Genomic DNA, 17,508 nt, shown 5'->3' on the forward strand with positions numbered 1-17,508 from the left:
ACAGCTGAGCCAAATTCGAATAAATATGATTTAACACATTTTTTGAATCAATATTTCCGATCATCATTTTAAATTATTATTGGCCTTCATTTATAAGACGGTATTGGTAACTCATAGGACATAGCCCAATAACATATTTGATGAGTATAGACGTATACAATGATTACCCTCTATGCTTATTTCAAGCGTAGAGTCTAAGATGGACATAAAACAAGGAAGGAAGAATGCCCCATGCACACAGTATCGTTTATATCATTCGAATTTGTTGTATTGCCGCGCTAGGAGGGATTTTGTTAGGCTACGATACTGCGGTGATCTCTGGTGCAATTGGCCCGATTAGTACGCATTTTGGATTGTCTCCAGCACAAACCGGTTGGGCAGTATCCTGTGTGGTGTTAGGCTGTATCGTTGGGGCGCTCAGTGCGGGATGGAGCACACAACAATATGGTCGTCGTAGCACACTTTTCATCGCTGCTATCTTGTTTACTATCTCTGCCATCGGCTCTGCTTTGGCCGTAACATTCAGCTTTTATATTATCTTGCGCATCGTCGGTGGCGTCGCGGTGGGTCTCGCCTGTGTCACTTCACCGATGTACATGTCTGAAGTCGCACCAAAAGATTTTCGTGGCCGCGCTGTAAGTATGTTTCAACAATCTGCGGTCATCGGCCAAACCTGCGTATTCTATGTAAACTACCTCATTGCTAAAAGCATGACAGATGAATGGTTAGTACAGATGGGGTGGCGTTGGATGCTTGGCTCTGAAATCATTCCAGCGTTATTATTTGCGGTGTTGTTATTTCTCATTCCTGAATCCCCACGCTGGTTGGTAGAAAAAGGAAAAATCGATAAAGCCAAAGACACGCTGTCACGCACTTATAACCCTAAACACGTCGATAAGCTTATCAAAGAAATTCAAGACTCATTAATCGAAATCGGTTCAACCCATAAACACAAAGTTAGCCTACGTTCTCAGCCTCTCCTTTCAATCTTATTGATCGGGACTTTTGTTGCAGCAGCCCAGCAGCTAGTGGGTATCAATGTGATCATGTATTACACCCCAAACATCCTCAAGCCGCTTGTCGGTGGCACGACCAACGCTCTTTTTCAAACCACGTTTATAGGGATCGTCTTCATTTTAGGTAATGCACTTGGCATGTACTTGATTGATAAAGTAGGCCGATTACCATTAATGAAATACGGGACTTTAGGGTGTGCATTCAGCCTGTTCATCGTCGGCTACGTACTCTACCAACAAACCCATGGCTACGCCGCCTTGTTTGCACTTTGTCTGTATGTCGTCGCCTACGCGACCTCATGGGGGTGTGCTTGTTGGAGCATCATTTCAGAAATATTCCCAAACCATATTCGTTCACGCGCCATGGCAATTGCTGTCGGTGCACAATGGTTTACGGGTTTCATCGTGACTCAATCGTTTCCTATGCTAAATCAAAACCCATTCTTAAAAGCACATTTCAACGGGGCATTTAGTTTTTGGTTATTAGGTATTTTTTCACTAATTTGCATGGTTATTGTGATTAAATTCGTGCCTGAAACCAAAGGGGTGAGCTTAGAGAAAATGGAAGAACTGATGACTATAAAATTAGCTAAAAACGCAAAAAAACAATCTCTATAAATCCATTTAAAGGGCGTGGCTGCATTCGGCCTAAGCTTATTTTTATGCCCGTTACCCTATAGAGATTTAATCATATGTACAGTGGTAGTGTTCGTAATTCTGTGTTATTTCCGTACAATAGTTAAAAACAGGAATGACACATGACTCAATCTTTTGATTTTGAACAAGCCTTAAAAGCATTACAAGCAGGTAAAAATCTAACAGGCAAAGACAGTATACTTAGTCCATTAATTAAACAACTCACCGAAGCGGCGCTTAATACTGAAATTAATCAGCATTTAGAACAAGACACACAGCCCAATCGTCGTATTACTTATTGTTTATTGTGATTAATTGCTTTGTTTCAACCCTGAGCCTTTATTCCCCCCTCTTTTACTCCACACTAATTTCATCGGAGATTTTAGGCTTACCTTGCTCGATGGCAATTTCCACACGGCGATTGCGCGCGCGATTAAGCCAAGTATCGTTGTCAACCAGTGGCTGGGTTGCTGCCATCCCCATGACTTTCATGCGTGTCTGATCGAAACCATTAACATGAATAAGTTCATGGGCCACAGCCACGGCTCGATTGCTGGATAAATCCCAATTGGATTGATACAGCTCGTTGGCAATATGACGATTATCGGTATGGCCAGACACTGTAATGATCCCCGGCACATCTTTAAGCAACTCACCAATGCGGCGAATAACAGGAATAAATTGCGGCTGCAAAAAGCCAGATCCCGATGCAAACGCACCTTTTTCACGAATACGTATAATGATTTGTTGCCCTAATGATTCAATTTCAATGGCACCATCCACAATTTCTTCATGAAGGGCTTGGGCCATTTTTTTCACTTTTTGATTAATATCCGCTTGAGCTTGCTCACTGGCGGTGAGTTTAGCCTGACTTGCCTGGGCTGTGGATTGCGCCGTTTGCACGGCTTTGCCTCCTCGTTGCTGACCTTGTTGATCTTGTTTCCCTCCCGCACTGTCATCATCACCCGCTTGAAAATTCAACATCGGCTCAGTCAGCTCCCGAGTGTGCTGATTAATGGTCGACAAAGGCGTATTCTCAGGGCGACCGGGCCGAAATTCAAGTGCGATAACCGAAGTGCCTCTAGGAATATCTTTCACATCGATTCTATTTTGCACCCCAAAAGCGTATTTCATCGAACCGGCAATTTGTTTAAATTTCATCACATCCATTTCAGAAAAAGTCAGTAATAAAACAAAAAAACACATCAGTAGAGACATGAGATCGGCAAAGGTAGCCAGCCACAACGGCGCCCCAGGTGGCGGACAGTCACACTTTCCTTTGTGTCTTCTCATGGCTTAATTGCCATCCATCGTGTCTATGGTGCGATGTTTCTCCGATAAATAATTTTTCAAGAAACTCTCTATTACTCTGGGATTCTGTCCGTCTTGAATCGCCAACACTGCATCCATAATAAGGTGTCGATTGAGCATTTCCTCTGCCATACGCAATGACAACTTGTCAGCAATGGGAATGGCAACCATATTAGCTAACACCGCGCCATATAAGGTGGTGAGCAAGGCGACGGCCATGGCGGGCCCAATGGATTTTGGGTCGTCCATATTCGACAACATACCCACCAGTCCAATTAAGGTACCTATCATTCCCATTGCCGGAGCCACATCACCAAACGCCCTAAAAATGCCTATGCCTAATTTATGTCGCTGCTCCGTCAGCGCGATATCTTTTTCTAAGGCATCGCGAACCACTTCACTATCATGACCATCAACAAGCATATCCACAGCCTTTTGCAAAAAACTGTTATTGATTTGCGCTTCTTCTAAGGCTAAAAAGCCCCCTTTTCGTGCGGCATCAGCCATGACCACAGCTTGATCAATTAAATCATCAGGCGTATCCAACTTAAACATAAAAGCTTTAAACGCTATCTTAGCGGCGCCAAAAAATTGCTTTAAGTTGTATTTAATCATCACCACAAATAAAGAACCTAACACCACAATTAAAATGGAGGGTACATTGACAAAGATCTCTAAACCACCACTGTTTGTCATGGCTATAACGACAAAAACAAACGCGCCAATCAAGCCGATTAATGTTGCTAAATCCACAATGTTCCCTTACTTCTTCATATTTATGCCAAGGCCAGACCATCAATACAAATGGCCTTATCATACTATCGGGTTATGCCGGAAAATATTAAGCATTAAATCATTTGAGAGTGAATAAACAGGTTCATTTGCTCAATTAAGCATCACTTCATCACTGAATAGGCTGTTTTTCTTAAAAAGCCGTAATTGATTCAATTTTTCCACATTCAAGGATACAATGACCCTTGATTTGTCAAAAACTCATCACGAATGTCTCTTATTGAACATAAAACACACACCATAATTTGACCCAGCACCTTGGCTGATATACCGTGTGTATCGCTTAAATTGAGGAATAGTAACAGTGGCCAAAAAACCTGAAAATCTCACCTTTGAAGAATCGTTATTTGAACTTGATACAATTGTGACTGACTTAGAGCAAGGCGATGTTTCCCTTGATGATGCGTTAAAACAATTTGAACGTGGCATTAAGCTGGTTCGCAGTAGTCAGCAAAAATTAGACAGCGCTCAACAAAAAGTCGCTATCTTAATGCAAGAAGATGATGAGGCAACATTAACGCCTTATCAGCCAGAGGATGTGTAATTGTTATCAACAACAATCGAGCAATATCAACGCAGAGTCGATGCGTATTTAACGCAAACGATTAGCACATTAAGTACCTCAGATGAACGCCTTAAAGCCGCCATGAAACAAGGTGTGCTTCAAGGTGGAAAACGCATTCGCCCTTTTCTGGTATACGCCATAGGCGACATGCTCAATCTTGACCTCAATAAACTCGATGCTGCAGCCGCCGCCATTGAATGTATTCATGCATACTCTCTCATCCATGATGATTTACCCGCCATGGATGATGATGCCCTAAGACGTGGGCAACCCACATTACACATTGCCTTTGATGAAGCGACTGCGATTTTAGCAGGTGATGCGTTACAATCCTTAGCCTTTGATATTATCAGCCAAGATATATCTGGCCTTGGCGCTAACCAGCACTTATCTATGGTGCAAGCCTTAGCCAAAGCATCTGGCTATAATGGTATGTGTGGTGGTCAGGCTATTGATCTCGATTCAACGAATAAACAGATTGATTTGAATAAGCTGACTCAGCTCCACCGTTTAAAAACAGGTGCGTTGATCCGCTGCGCCGTTGAACTGGCCATCATTGCGGCCGATATTTCTCAGGATGAACGCCGTCATTTATTTGATTTTGCCGATGCCATTGGACTGGCCTTTCAAGTACAAGATGATGTACTGGATATTACTGCCAGTACTGAAGAGCTCGGTAAACCCCAAGGTTCCGATACTGATGCCAATAAGAGTACCTTTCCTAAGTTACTTGGATTAGCCGGTGCGCAACAAACTGCACACACTTTAATCCAAGATGCACTATCAGCGCTGGCAAAATTACCATACAATAGCCAGTTAATTGCCGAGTTTGCTCGTTACATTATTGAGCGAAGAGTATAATAAGAAACAAAGAATCTCGTTATGAGCTGTGATATATCTCCATTTCCTGTACTTGAACAGGCTAACACTCCAGAAGAGCTAAGACAGCTGCCTCAGTCTGTATTACCTCAAGTTGCTGATGAACTAAGGGCTTTTTTGCTCAATTCTGTGGCAACCTCAAGTGGGCACTTTGCTTCTGGCTTAGGCACAGTTGAGCTCACTGTTGCCTTACATTATGTCTACAATACCCCTTTTGATCGTTTAATTTGGGATGTTGGACACCAAGCTTATCCCCATAAGATTTTAACCGGTCGTCGAGATCGCATGCACACCATCAGACAAAAAGGCGGCATTCATCCTTTTCCTTGGCGTGAAGAAAGCCCCTTTGACACTTTCAGTGTGGGCCATTCCGGCACCTCCGTCAGTGCAGCATTAGGCATGGCCATTGCCGCTGAAAAAGAGCAAGCCAATCGCAAAGTCGTGGCTGTCATTGGTGATGGTGCCATGACAGGTGGCATGGTATTTGAAGCCCTTAATCATGCAGGTGACATTCATAATGACATGTTAATTGTGCTCAATGACAATGAAATGTCCATTTCTGAAAATGTCGGCGCCTTGAACAATCACCTTGCACAATTAATGTCAGGGCGTTTTTATACCAGCATTCGTGAAAGCAGTAAAAAAGTCCTGCAAAATATGCCCGCCATTAAAGAAATGGCTAAACGTACAGAAGAACACCTTAAGGGCATGGTGGTACCTGGCACCTTATTTGAAGAATTTGGCTTTAACTACATTGGCCCCATTGACGGCCATGATGTGGACTCCTTGGTTGAAACCTTACGCAATATGCGTCAGCTCAAAGGACCACAAATTCTGCATATAATGACCAAAAAAGGCAAAGGCTATGAACCTGCCGAGAAAGATCCAATCGGCTGGCATGCCGTGCCTAAATTTGATCATACCCAATTTAAAAAGCCTGCGACAAAACCGAGTTCACCGACGTTCTCCCAAGTCTTTGGAAAATGGCTGTGTGATGTGGCCGAAAATGATGAGAAATTACTCGCCATTACCCCTGCAATGCGAGAAGGTTCTGGTATGGTGGAATTTTCCCAGCGTTTTCCCAAGCAATATTTTGACGCCGCGATTGCTGAGCAACATGCCGTCACCTTAGCAGCGGGGTTAGCCTGTGAAGGTTATCAAGCTGTTGTGGCCATTTACTCGACCTTTTTACAACGTGGCTATGATCAACTCATTCATGATGTTGCCTTGCAGAAATTACCCATATTATTTGCCATCGACAGAGGAGGCATTGTGGGCGCCGATGGACCCACTCATCAAGGGGCATTTGATTTAAGCTTTATGCGCACAGTGCCTAATATGGTGATCATGACGCCATCAGATGAAAATGAATGCCGACAAATGCTCTACACAGGATATCGTTATCAAGCCGGTCCTAGTGCGGTTCGTTATCCTCGCGGCTCAGCAACCGGTGCTAAACAAATAGAGACATTAACGCAGATGCCTATTGGCAAAGGCTCGATTAAACGCCAAGGGAAAAAAGTCGCCATTTTAAATTTTGGCACTTTACTGGCTAACTGCTCACAGGCTGCTGACACACTTAATGCCACTGTTGCCGATATGCGCTTTGTCAAACCCATCGATACTGATTTAATTGTCAGTCTAGCTCAAGAGCATGATGTGCTCGTCACTGTGGAAGAAAATGCCATTATGGGCGGCGCAGGATCTGCGGTATTAGAAGTTTTACAACAACATAAGATCTTAAAGCCCGTTTTACAAATTGGCCTACCCGATGAGTTTATTAAACACGGTGCCGCCGATGAAATTTTAGCGGACTTACAACTTGATAGTAACGGCATTTTACAACAAATTAAGGCCTACCTTGAAGATTAATTGCCCTAACCCTTAGTCTTCACTCAGGTTTTCAATCAGCCCCGTTTTGTATCTAGCAATACAAAACGGGGCTTTTTTATCACCTTTCATTTAACTCCGCTTTACGCTTTATCTTAGCAAGCACTTACAAACAATCGTCGTCAATAGCAATTAGAATGTAGGTAGCAATATTAATTCACAACAGATTAAGCCACAAAAAAGCCAGCTAATCACAATAAGCTGGCTTTTTTATTTTATTATCATTGTGAGCCTTAAGACTCACCTATACCCGTGATACTTCAAGATGCATGTTTTCAGAGTGCGTAAAAGTGCCTAATTCAAGGCGTATTATTACCGAAATGCTTATTGCCTTTTAAGATAGTACAACGTAGAAGTCGGTGCTTTTACACACTCCCAAAGGGCTGGTTTAAAAGCCTATTATACTGTGTTATTAAACATCGGCTTAGAATGACTAGGCTCGATGTTCAATGCCTTGTCTAAAAAGCTTTTAATTCCAGCTGAATACTGCAACTTGAAGCATCACGGGTATATATTTAAGCGTCGCCTTGAGACACCATCACCATAGCTGGGCGCAGTAAACGCTCATTCAGGACATAGCCTTTTTGCATCACAGCCATAACGGTATTGGCAGGAAACTCACTGCTTGGCTGCATACCAATAGCTTGATGTAAATCTGGATTAAAAGCATCGCCTTGTGGGCTCACTTGTTTTAAACCAAATTTATCCACGGCACCAACGAAACCTTTCAACGTCAACTCTACACCTTCATAAATGCTCTTAGTCGCTTCAGCTTCTGCATCTGTGCCTTCTAATGCACGCTCTAAATTATCAAGAACAGGTAAAAGTTCATTGGCAAATTTTTCTAAAGCAAATTTACGCGCTTTTTCAACATCCATCGCAGCGCGGCGGCGAATATTGTCAACTTCAGCAGCGGCGCGAACAACAGAATCTTTTTGCTCAACCACTTTTGCTTCAGCCGCTTTTAGCGCTTGCTCTAATTCTTCTACACGAAAATTAGCCTGAGTCAGCTCATCCATCAAGCTCGCTTCTGTTTCAGCCGCTTCTTCAGCTTCGTTAATCAGATCCCCTTCCAATACTTCTTCTGTAACAGTTTCAATATCTTCTGCTTGAATGTTTTCTGCTTTGTTTGATTCTTTACTCATTTTTGCTCCGACTAAAAATGCTTTGTTTCTGCAAGTTATGAGCATATTATGGGGATCTATTCTAAGGTTTCAAGGTCTATACCGTTAACAAAAGGTGTATTCTACCATTTCAAGGTCTAATCCCCCTGAAAAAAGATTTATTTAAAGGTAACAAGCGCCATATCATGAACAAAGGATCAAATATGTTATGACAAGTCAGTTTAAAACAATCGGCTTGATTGGAAAACCCAATCATCATGGAACCCAGCTCACACTAAAACGCTTAATTAAATGGCTTTGTGCTCAAAATTTTACTGTGTTGGTTGAAGATAGAGTCGCCGATAAAATAGGCCCTCAAGTAAAAGCTGTCGATTTACTCGAACTCGGCGAACAATGTGACTTAGCCATTGTAGTGGGGGGCGACGGTAATATGTTAGGCGCAGCTCGTGTACTCGCTCGATTTGATATCTGCGTTATTGGTGTTAACCGAGGGAATTTAGGCTTTTTAACCGATCTGCCACCTGAAGGGTTTGAGAGTATTTTAAATAACGTCTTACAAGGGCAATTTGAAACAGAACATCGCTTTTTATTGGAAGCTGAAGTCCATCGCCATGGCGAACTTAAATCCTGCAATACAGCAGTCAATGAAGCCGCCTTGCACCCGGGTAAAATTGCCCATATGATCGAGTTTGAAGTCTATATTGATGATAAATTCATGTATAGTCAGCGTGCAGACGGTATGATAATCGCAACGCCCACTGGTTCAACAGCTTATTCTTTATCCGCAGGCGGCGCTATTTTAACCCCTAATTTAGAGGCCATGATTTTAGTGCCTATGTTTCCGCACACTTTATCCAGTCGCCCCATTGTTGTTGACGCAAACAGTACCATCACCTTAGTTGTGTCACCCCATAATGGCGATAACTTAGAAGTAAGCTGTGATGGTCATGTGCATTTATCTGTCTTGCCAGGTGATAAAATCATTATTAAACGAAGTGAAGATACCCTTAAACTCATTCATCCCGAAGGCCATAGCTATTTTCATGTTCTTAGAAATAAACTGGGATGGGGGAGTAAATTGTTTTAGTCCAAGTGCAGGAAAGCATGATATCAGTCATGCTTTACTGCACGCTTTTTTATTCATCACTTTTATTGAAGACTCTTCATGAACGAGTAATTTAAGCATAATTGCATAAATAATTAACAATATCGCGATTTAACGCAGAATAAAGTAATAATTATTAATAATAATTCATATTAGCAATCAAAATAAAATTCAAATATAATCTATCCTCTCCTAGTGACGATACCGTTATCAACTCGTCGCCGACCTACTTATACTCACTATACCATCTTCATTATTATTTTTATCTTTTTAAACAATAAGTTAAAAATACATCACTGCTTTAATGATTCAGCATTCACACCAGGAAAAAGCACACAAAAAATAAACATTTTCGCAACAAAAATTTAATTAAAAACACACAAAAACACACCAAGTGTATATTATGAATATATGTTATATTAAATTAGAATTAGCTTATCTACAGGTAAGCAGTTGATCTCAATAATGTTACAACTTTCATACTATATACAAATTTTCTGCATTTCAACATAGATATCAAAGCTCAGCTCAGGATAGTGGACGTCTTTAAATCAAAGCGTGGTCGAGTTAGCCATTTACATTTTACCTCTACTTTCTATTAAAGGATCTGCATATTATGTCGCTTATTTATAAGCTCACTCCACTTGCTTTAGCCATTGGACTCAGCGTGTCAGCTCAGGCTGCTCAATGGCAAACACTTTCACAAAATAATATCCAACATTCAACGTCCATTGACAATGCATCATTATTACAACAACTCAATTTAAATGATGACTATCAAATTCAAGAGGTCCGTCGAGTCTCCATTGCAGACGGAAAAGAAAAAATTCGTTACAAGCAACTATACCAAGGAATTGAAGTGTATGATGCCAATATTGTTGCTCAAGTCAATGAGTGGAATATTGAACAAGCACAATTTGCGACGACCTTACAAAACATTGAAGTGGATCTCAACAGCACCAGCCCTAAACTCTCTTCTCAGCAAGCATTTGATGCACTTTTAGCGCCCCATTTGTTGTCAGGCAAGATTGAAAATAAGCAGAGCCAACTCTTCATCTACATGGACGCAGATAATCAAGCTCGCTTGGTTTACCAAGTTTCTTTCTTTGACGCTGGAGTCAACCCAAGTCGCCCCTTTGCCATTATTGATGCCCATAACGGTGAGATTCTGGAGCAATGGGATGGGCTCAATCATGCACTCATTGGTACTGGACCGGGTGGTAACGAAAAAACCGGTTTATATGAGTATGGGACAGACTATGAGTATCTTGATGTCACTCAATCTGGCACAACTTGTACTATGAACAATGATAACGTTAAAACCATTGATTTAAATGGCGCAACGTCAGGGTCGACTATTCACAGTTTTACTTGCCCCCGTAATGTTCACAAAAGCATTAATGGTGCCTACGCACCACTCAATGACGCTCACTTCTTTGGGGGTGTCGTCTTTAATATGTTCAACGATTGGTACGGTACAGCGCCACTCAGTTTTCAGTTAACCATGCGAGTCCATTATTCTAGCAATTATGAAAACGCTTTTTGGGATGGTTCAGCAATGACCTTTGGTGATGGTGCCAATACCTTTTATCCACTAGTGAGTTTAGATGTTTCAGCACATGAAGTCAGCCATGGCTTTACTGAACAAAACTCAGGCTTAGTATACAGCGGTCGCTCAGGGGGTATGAATGAAGCCTTTTCAGATATGGCAGGCGAAGCGGCTGAATATTTCATGCACGGCAGCAATGACTGGCTAGTCGGCGCACATATTTTCAAAAGTGAAGGTGCACTGCGTTATTTTGCCGATCCCACACTCGATGGGAATTCGATTGGACATGCCGATGACTATTCTTTTGGAATGAATGTTCATTATTCTAGCGGTGTCTTTAATAAAGCTTTCTATTTACTCGCCAATACATCAGGCTGGGACACAAAAAAAGCTTTCGCGATTATGGTAAAAGCCAATCAACTTTATTGGACATCCAATTCTGACTTTGATGAAGGAGGCTGCGGTGCGAAAAAAGCCGCCGATGATCTGGCCTATGATTCTGCTGATGTGATCAGTGCTTTTAATCAGGTGGGCGTCAATGCCAGTTGCGGTGATACGCCTCCACCCAGTGAAGCTGTTGAGCTGGTCAATGGGGTCGCACTATCGGGGTTATCTGGTAGTTCAAATTCACAAACTCATTACTTTATTGATGTCCCAGCAGGCAGTTCTAACTTAAATGTGCAAATGAGCGGTGGTAGTGGCGATGCCGATCTGTATTTAAAAGCGGCGAGTCAACCAACAACCGATAGCTATGATTGCCGTCCATATAAAAATGGTAATGATGAAACTTGCAGTGTCAGCGCACCAGATACTGCTCGATATTATGTGATGCTTAATGGTTATTCTAGCTATTCAGGCGTCACATTAATGGGAAGTTTTGATGGCGGAGATAATGGTGGCGGGGATCGCTTTGAGAATAATACCAGTGTCTCTATTCCTGATAACAATAGCACTGGCGCAACAAGCAGTATTGATGTCACACTAGACAGTAATAGTGCCAGTGTCAGTGTTGAGGTCAGTATTAGCCACACTTATATTGGTGACTTGAATGTCACTCTTACCAGCCCAACGGGTGACAGTTATAACTTACACAACAACACAGGTGGCAGTGCTAATGACATTAATGAAACATATTCACTTAGTTTAAGTGGCGATAATGTCAGTGGAGCTTGGCAGCTAAAAGCGGTAGATAATGCCAACCGAGATACTGGCAGTATTGATAACTGGAGCTTAACCTTCTAAATCAACATGTCATATTGATAAGAAGCATCAGCACAAGCAGATGCTTCTTATCATGTTTAAGCCAATAAAATAAACCCAATGAAAGCAATAGCCGCGGCAATTAATGTATAAGGTAATTGACTTAACCCGTGGCTGAGGAGATTACAGCCCGAGCCTTGTGCCGCTAATACTGTCGAATCAGAGTAAAAACAGGCTTGACTACCAAAAGATGAAGCAGATAATAATGCACCAATGACTAGGGGTAAGTCAGCCTCAACCGATTGTGCCAACGGCATGACAATAGGAATAGACACAGCAAAAATTCCCCAACTCGAGCCGGTCGCAAACGCCAATAATGCCATCGCCACAAATACTGTGGCAGGTAAAAATTGCGCGGTCATAAACGAAGACAGTGACTCAATCACATACAAAGACAAAAATAGTTTATCGCAAACATCCTTAAAAACAAATGCCGCCACCACAGTGCCAATCGCCGGTAGCATACTTTTAAATCCATCTAACATCTGATCCATCATTTCAGACAGCGGCATGAGTTTTTGTAATAAATAATAGGGAATAGTCATCGCCAATGTAGCCAATAACCCTAGCCAAATATCAATGTCAAAATATACAGAAAAGCCCACCAGCAGGAAAATAGGCACAAAGAAATTATGTAAAGCACCTTGGCTGTCAGCCTGCTCAAATTCTTCTTCTATCGCTTTAAGTGCATATTCATCCGCAGTTTGTACCTCATGATGATCCATATTATTGGCGATAAACTTTCCCGATAATGCTGCTTGCTGTGCCGTTTTCATCGGGCCTACAGCAGGTATGATCCCCAAAATCACCAATAGTACCACCACAATTGCTAGCCACGCATACAGCATATAAGGGATCGCTTGCATATAAACTTGTACTCCTTGACCTTGGGCAGCCACACCATTATCAACCAAGAGCCCACCAAAAAATACGGCCCAAGTCGATAACGGTACTAATACACAGATAGGCGCAGCAGTCGAGTCGACGACATAAGCCAGCATCTCACGTGAAACGTGAAACTTATCTGTCACTCTTTTCATCGTAGAGCCAACGGTTAGTGCATTGAGATAATCATCGATAAAAATAATCACCCCAAGAAAAAATGTCACGCCCAGAGATGATTTCTGTCCTCGAGCAAATTTAAGGGCATAACGGCCAAAAGCACTCGCCCCTCCGGTACGGACTAATAACGCAATCAAGGCACCAAAACTACCACAAACAAGAATGAGCCAACCTATGGTTTCATCAGCCATGACTTTTAATGAGATCTGTGAAAAATTCACTAACACCTGGCTCGGCTCAATCAATAGTAAACCAATGATCGAACCTATCACTAAAGATAAGATTGGACGACGTAACCAAATCGCTAAAACAATCACCACGACAGGGGGAATAAGACTAATCACACTGGGCTCTGACATAACTCATCGCTCTCTTTATTATTTTTATTAATCCATAAGTTTTATGAATAGGAAAATACACAATGACAAATTTAGCCATTGTTAGACATTAAAAAACTAACACATTGAAAAATCAATCACTACAGAGAATATGCCAGCTAACTAGCGGCCTTTTTATCAATACAGTAATAAATGATTAAGCCTATTACTATTCCCCAAAAAGCACTACCAATGTGCAAAATGGTCACTCCAGAGGCGGTGATCACAAAGGTTAACACTGCGCTTATTTCCTTTTGCGCTAATGCCGTTAGTAAGCTGTTTGAAAAAGTGCTCAATAGAGCCAGTCCCGCGAGTCCCATAACTAAGGCACTGGGAAATAATAATAATATTTGTGCAATCGTTGCGGCAAATAAGCCCAGCAGAATATAAAAGCACCCTGCCCATACTGCGGCCCAATATCGTTTATTTTTATTAGGGTGCACTTCTTCCCCCATGCAAATTGCGGCTGTGATGGCTGCTAAATTAAAAGCAAAGCCACCAAAAGGCGCTAGACATAATCCTGTGAACCCGGTTGTGGCAATCAAAGGGGACGCTTTAACAGGATAACGATGGGCTTGCAGCACAGCAAGCCCGGGTAAATTTTGAGAGCACATAGTGACAATAAATAATGGCAGCCCGACACCAATGAGGCCTGTATAACTCCATGTCGGTTCGATAAAAATCGGAGCCGCTAATTGCCAATTTACTGTCGTGAATGACAAAGAACCTGAAGCATAACTCACCATAATACCTGCAATAAGCACTACAGGAATATTAAATGTCGGCCAACGATATTTGCCTAATAAATACAAAATCAACATGGTCAAAATCAGTACTAGATGCGATTGCGCCGCAACAAAAATATTCAATACAAATTGCAATAACACTCCAGCCAACATCGCTGCCGCCAGAGAGTGAGGGATCACTTTCATGAGTTTATCCATCAACCCCAAGACACCACATAAGGTAATAAGCAATGAACACAATAAAAAACCAGCGACAGCTTCATTTAAACTCACACCACTCAAGCTGGTCACTAATAACGCTGCACCAGGCGTAGACCAAGCAGTGAGCAAAGGCACTTTATAATATAAGGATAATATTAAAGTGGATAAGCCCATTCCTATCCCAAGCGCCCACATCCATGAAGTTATTTCAGATGACGACGCTCCCACCCCATGAGCAGCATTAAACACTATCACCGCCGAACTGGCATAGGCGACAATAACAGTAACGGCACCCGATAAGGCAAGAGATAATTGATCTTTTATCGCCATTGTGTTTCCTTTTTTATTACATCTTCATTATTGAGTCATTTCAGCTCACTTTTAGCTTAGCTAACCCTACCTTTCATTATCCCACTATATGTGCGTTATAACATACGTCGTAGACAACACTAACATAAATACGTTATAACGCACAACGGGCTTAAAAGAGAAATTGACTGATGATGAATCCTAACCAAGATTTAGCGAGAATGCTTAAATTTTATCGACAACAAAAAAGCTGGAGTTTGGATAAAACAGCTCATGAAACTGGCGTGAGCAAGGCAATGCTAGGTCAAATTGAACGTGGAGAGTCCAGTCCAACAGTTGCAAAACTATGGAAAATAGCAACGGGTATGCAACTTTCTTTATCTCAATTGCTTGAGCCTGATCATGCCCAAAATAACACATTGACACCTAGGAACCAAAAGCCAACTATCAGGCAAGCTGCTGCATTAAGACAACAACAAACGGTGGATGACATGCTCGTCTCTACGTTATTTCCTTATGATCCACAATTAAAATTTGAAGTTTTTGAAATCACCCTTTTGCCCGGTTTTGAAAAACATGCCCAAGCGCATGCAAAAGGTGTCATTGAACATGCATTAATGATAAACGGACAAATGGATCTACTCATAGAAGATACTTGGCAAGTATTGATAAATGGTGACAGCATTCGCTTTAATGCTGACCAATTGCATGGCTATCGTAATAGCACTAAGGATGTAGCTATTTTCCATAACATTATTTATTACCCTTAATGTGAAGACTGTTGATGACTCCCCAATAAAGAAGGCCCATTTTATAGGGCCTTGTTGACGTGATGGAGTCTTATTTATTTTCTGAAACAAGTGATTATCAGAAAAAGAGTCCTAGTTATTGTTTAATCCCTTCAATGACTAAATCCAGTTTTACATTTTGTGATGCTGGGCCTAAATCCATCTTAATATTATAATCTTTAAGGGCAAACTCTGTTGTTCCCTCAAAGCCTGCTCTATAACCGCCCCAAGGATCTTTTCCTTCACCAATTTCATGAGCTTGAATAGCTAAAGGTTTTGTCACACCATTTAAGGTAAAGTCACCATTAATGATGAAATCGCCATGCCCTTTATTGACAACCGATGTTGATGTAAAGCTTGCTTTAGGAAATTTCCCGACATTTAAAAAGTCACTGCCACGTAAATGCTTATCACGTTCAGCATGATTTGAATCAATACTTGCAGTATCAATAATGACACTCACTTTCGCCTTTGACATGTTATTTTTGTCGATACTGAATTCACCGTTAAAGTCATTAAAACGGCCCACGACAAAACTATAACCTAAATGGCTTACTTTAAACTCAATTGAAGCATGAGCACCTTGTGTGTCAATAACATAATCAGCAGCTTGTGCTATACCACAAAACAATAAAGAAGTGGATAACGTCATTGATAATAAATGCTTTTTCATCTTAATATCCCTAAATTAATCTCTGTTATTTTAAGCTAACTCACTTTGTATAGTTAACCTTTCTATCGATTTTCTTACTTAGATGTTATTTTCAACATTCTCGTAAGTGTGTTGTCTCTATCTAAAAAATGATGCTTCAACGCCCCTAATCCATGAATACAGGCTAATCCAATTAAGCTATATGCCAGAACTTGGTGGATTAAACCAGCAATATCTGCTTGATCGTTAAATAATTGCCCTAAACTGGCCAACTCAAACCAATCAAACACCCAAATCCCTCTGTTATCCGCTGTGGAAATCAGATAACCACTGCCCATAATGGCAAATAAAAGGATATAAATAAGTAAATGAGTATAATGACTGGCTTTTTTCTCCCACATTTTATGTGATGGTGCACTTTTAGGTTGAGGATTAACCCAACGCCAAACCAAGCGCAATACCGTCAAGATAAATAACAATACGCCAAGACTTTTATGAATATCCGGCGCTGTTTTATACCAAGCACTGTAATAGGTTAAATCCACCATCCAAAATCCAAGACAAAAAATGCCAATCACTGCCAATGCGCTTATCCAATGCACTATAATACTGACAATTCCGTATCCACTACTTGTATTACGAAACATTTTTTACCCTATCCTGTTATACCCTATTGTTATAATACTGAGAAATAATCAAATTAAAATCAATAAAAATAGATGATTAACTTCGATTTTTTAGAAAGACAGATTTTTCTATTCATGCCAACACTCTCATCTATAAGTTAACATTCATATTTTCAATTAAAAAACCATCAATTGGATCATAAAAAGCACACTTTGCATATTAACTAATCGAATAGTATCGAGATCATAAAAATGACTTGCAGCGAAAGGATCACCGCTATATTATACGCGCACTCCAAAACGAGATGCTTTAACCGCAATTTTTTGGAGAACAAAATAATGCCCGAATAGCTCAGTCGGTAGAGCAGAGGATTGAAAATCCTCGTGTCCCTGGTTCGATTCCGGGTTCGGGCACCATTTTTGTATAGTGTGATATCAATAAGCCGGCATAGCTCAGTTGGTAGAGCAACTGACTTGTAATCAGTAGGTCCCGAGTTCGACTCTTGGTGCCGGCACCACTTCTATAAAGAAGTCATAAAATTAGCCCGAATAGCTCAGTCGGTAGAGCAGAGGATTGAAAATCCTCGTGTCCCTGGTTCGATTCCGGGTTCGGGCACCAT

15 protein-coding genes and 3 tRNA genes are annotated in these 17,508 nt (G+C 41.3%); 11 read left to right on the plus strand and 7 right to left on the minus strand.

All coding sequences use genetic code 11. The annotated features are described in order from the left end of the window. The first annotated feature begins 224 nt into the window (after positions 1-224). Entirely contained in the window at positions 225-1,634 is a 1,410-nt protein-coding gene (locus Q0976_RS19560) for a sugar porter family MFS transporter (RefSeq protein WP_299495567.1), read from the plus strand. A 140-nt stretch (positions 1,635-1,774) separates the two neighbouring features. After that, positions 1,775-1,963, plus strand: a complete 189-nt coding sequence (locus Q0976_RS19565) for a hypothetical protein (RefSeq protein ID WP_299495589.1) — start codon at positions 1,775-1,777, stop codon at positions 1,961-1,963. A 43-nt stretch (positions 1,964-2,006) separates the two neighbouring features. Here the strand turns inward: Q0976_RS19565 and Q0976_RS19570 are convergent, their stop codons facing one another. Together Q0976_RS19570 and pomA are read right to left on the minus strand one after the other, a co-directional pair. Further along, entirely contained in the window at positions 2,007-2,945 is a 939-nt protein-coding gene (locus Q0976_RS19570; RefSeq protein WP_299495569.1) for a flagellar motor protein MotB, read from the minus strand. 3 nt (positions 2,946-2,948) lie between these two features. Then, a complete protein-coding gene (gene pomA, locus Q0976_RS19575) occupies positions 2,949-3,716 on the minus strand; it encodes a flagellar motor protein PomA (RefSeq protein WP_299495570.1) in 768 nt (255 codons plus the stop codon). Between the two features lie 343 nt (positions 3,717-4,059). Here pomA and xseB point away from each other — a divergent pair, with 343 nt between their 5' ends. From xseB to dxs, 3 genes are read left to right on the plus strand one after another with little or no spacing between them, the layout of a single operon-like run. Beyond that, positions 4,060-4,299, plus strand: coding sequence for an exodeoxyribonuclease VII small subunit (gene xseB, locus Q0976_RS19580; protein ID WP_299495571.1), 240 nt, complete (start codon positions 4,060-4,062; stop codon positions 4,297-4,299). Then, entirely contained in the window at positions 4,300-5,181 is an 882-nt protein-coding gene (gene ispA / locus Q0976_RS19585) for a (2E,6E)-farnesyl diphosphate synthase (protein ID WP_299495573.1), read from the plus strand. 21 nt (positions 5,182-5,202) lie between these two features. Continuing rightward, entirely contained in the window at positions 5,203-7,071 is a 1,869-nt protein-coding gene (dxs, locus tag Q0976_RS19590) for a 1-deoxy-D-xylulose-5-phosphate synthase (protein WP_299495575.1), read from the plus strand. A gap of 533 nt (positions 7,072-7,604) precedes the next feature. On the opposite strand, the gene grpE is transcribed toward dxs, so the two are convergent. Next, complete coding sequence (gene grpE / locus Q0976_RS19595; RefSeq protein ID WP_299495576.1) at positions 7,605-8,234, minus strand: nucleotide exchange factor GrpE; 630 nt, start codon at positions 8,232-8,234, stop codon at positions 7,605-7,607. Positions 8,235-8,421: 187 nt separating this feature from the next. Between grpE and nadK the strand changes: the two genes are divergently transcribed. Next, on the plus strand, positions 8,422-9,300 hold the full coding sequence (gene nadK, locus Q0976_RS19600; RefSeq protein WP_299495578.1) for an NAD(+) kinase: 879 nt from the start codon (positions 8,422-8,424) through the stop codon (positions 9,298-9,300). A 634-nt stretch (positions 9,301-9,934) separates the two neighbouring features. After that, the gene (locus tag Q0976_RS19605) at positions 9,935-12,109 is read left to right on the plus strand and encodes a M4 family metallopeptidase (protein ID WP_299495580.1); all 2,175 of its coding nucleotides are present in this window, start codon (positions 9,935-9,937) and stop codon (positions 12,107-12,109) included. A 56-nt stretch (positions 12,110-12,165) separates the two neighbouring features. Here Q0976_RS19605 and Q0976_RS19610 read toward each other — a convergent pair whose 3' ends face one another. Further along, positions 12,166-13,548 carry a Na+/H+ antiporter NhaC family protein gene (locus Q0976_RS19610; protein ID WP_299495581.1) on the minus strand — a complete coding sequence of 461 codons (1,383 nt, stop codon included), beginning with the start codon at positions 13,546-13,548 and terminating at the stop codon, positions 12,166-12,168. A gap of 137 nt (positions 13,549-13,685) precedes the next feature. Beyond that, complete coding sequence (locus Q0976_RS19615) at positions 13,686-14,843, minus strand: benzoate/H(+) symporter BenE family transporter (RefSeq protein WP_299495582.1); 1,158 nt, start codon at positions 14,841-14,843, stop codon at positions 13,686-13,688. 170 nt (positions 14,844-15,013) lie between these two features. Between Q0976_RS19615 and Q0976_RS19620 the strand changes: the two genes are divergently transcribed. After that, positions 15,014-15,592 (plus strand): XRE family transcriptional regulator, encoded by a 579-nt coding sequence (locus Q0976_RS19620; protein ID WP_299495583.1) that lies wholly within the window; start codon positions 15,014-15,016, stop codon positions 15,590-15,592. 115 nt (positions 15,593-15,707) lie between these two features. Here the strand turns inward: Q0976_RS19620 and Q0976_RS19625 are convergent, their stop codons facing one another. Further along, positions 15,708-16,283, minus strand: coding sequence for a YceI family protein (locus Q0976_RS19625; protein ID WP_299495584.1), 576 nt, complete (start codon positions 16,281-16,283; stop codon positions 15,708-15,710). Between the two features lie 74 nt (positions 16,284-16,357). Next, complete coding sequence (locus Q0976_RS19630) at positions 16,358-16,909, minus strand: cytochrome b (RefSeq protein ID WP_299495585.1); 552 nt, start codon at positions 16,907-16,909, stop codon at positions 16,358-16,360. Positions 16,910-17,229: 320 nt separating this feature from the next. Between Q0976_RS19630 and Q0976_RS19635 the strand changes: the two genes are divergently transcribed. The 3 genes from Q0976_RS19635 (at position 17,230) to Q0976_RS19645 (ending at position 17,507) form a co-directional block, all read left to right on the plus strand. Further along, positions 17,230-17,305 (plus strand) — tRNA-Phe (locus Q0976_RS19635). A gap of 25 nt (positions 17,306-17,330) precedes the next feature. After that, a tRNA-Thr gene (locus Q0976_RS19640) sits at positions 17,331-17,406 on the plus strand. Positions 17,407-17,431: 25 nt separating this feature from the next. After that, a tRNA-Phe gene (locus Q0976_RS19645) sits at positions 17,432-17,507 on the plus strand. The last annotated feature ends 1 nt before the right edge of the window (position 17,508 follow it).

Origin of the sequence: uncultured Shewanella sp., assembly GCF_947501665.1 — a bacterium.
In the GTDB taxonomy this organism is placed as follows: Bacteria; Pseudomonadota; Gammaproteobacteria; order Enterobacterales; family Shewanellaceae; genus Shewanella.

Bases quoted from the DNA above. Each gene is read 5' to 3' on its own strand.
- Q0976_RS19560 (WP_299495567.1), top strand. From the start codon at position 225: ATGCCCCATGCACACAGTATCGTTTATATCATTCGAATTTGTTGTATT.
- Q0976_RS19565 (WP_299495589.1), top strand. From the start codon at position 1,775: ATGACTCAATCTTTTGATTTTGAACAAGCCTTAAAAGCATTACAAGCA.
- Q0976_RS19570 (WP_299495569.1), bottom strand. From the start codon at position 2,945: ATGAGAAGACACAAAGGAAAGTGTGACTGTCCGCCACCTGGGGCGCCG.
- dxs (WP_299495575.1), top strand. From the start codon at position 5,203: ATGAGCTGTGATATATCTCCATTTCCTGTACTTGAACAGGCTAACACT.
- grpE (WP_299495576.1), bottom strand. From the start codon at position 8,234: ATGAGTAAAGAATCAAACAAAGCAGAAAACATTCAAGCAGAAGATATT.
- nadK (WP_299495578.1), top strand. From the start codon at position 8,422: ATGACAAGTCAGTTTAAAACAATCGGCTTGATTGGAAAACCCAATCAT.
- Q0976_RS19605 (WP_299495580.1), top strand. From the start codon at position 9,935: ATGTCGCTTATTTATAAGCTCACTCCACTTGCTTTAGCCATTGGACTC.
- Q0976_RS19610 (WP_299495581.1), bottom strand. From the start codon at position 13,548: ATGTCAGAGCCCAGTGTGATTAGTCTTATTCCCCCTGTCGTGGTGATT.
- Q0976_RS19615 (WP_299495582.1), bottom strand. From the start codon at position 14,843: ATGGCGATAAAAGATCAATTATCTCTTGCCTTATCGGGTGCCGTTACT.
- Q0976_RS19620 (WP_299495583.1), top strand. From the start codon at position 15,014: ATGATGAATCCTAACCAAGATTTAGCGAGAATGCTTAAATTTTATCGA.
- Q0976_RS19625 (WP_299495584.1), bottom strand. From the start codon at position 16,283: ATGAAAAAGCATTTATTATCAATGACGTTATCCACTTCTTTATTGTTT.
- Q0976_RS19630 (WP_299495585.1), bottom strand. From the start codon at position 16,909: ATGTTTCGTAATACAAGTAGTGGATACGGAATTGTCAGTATTATAGTG.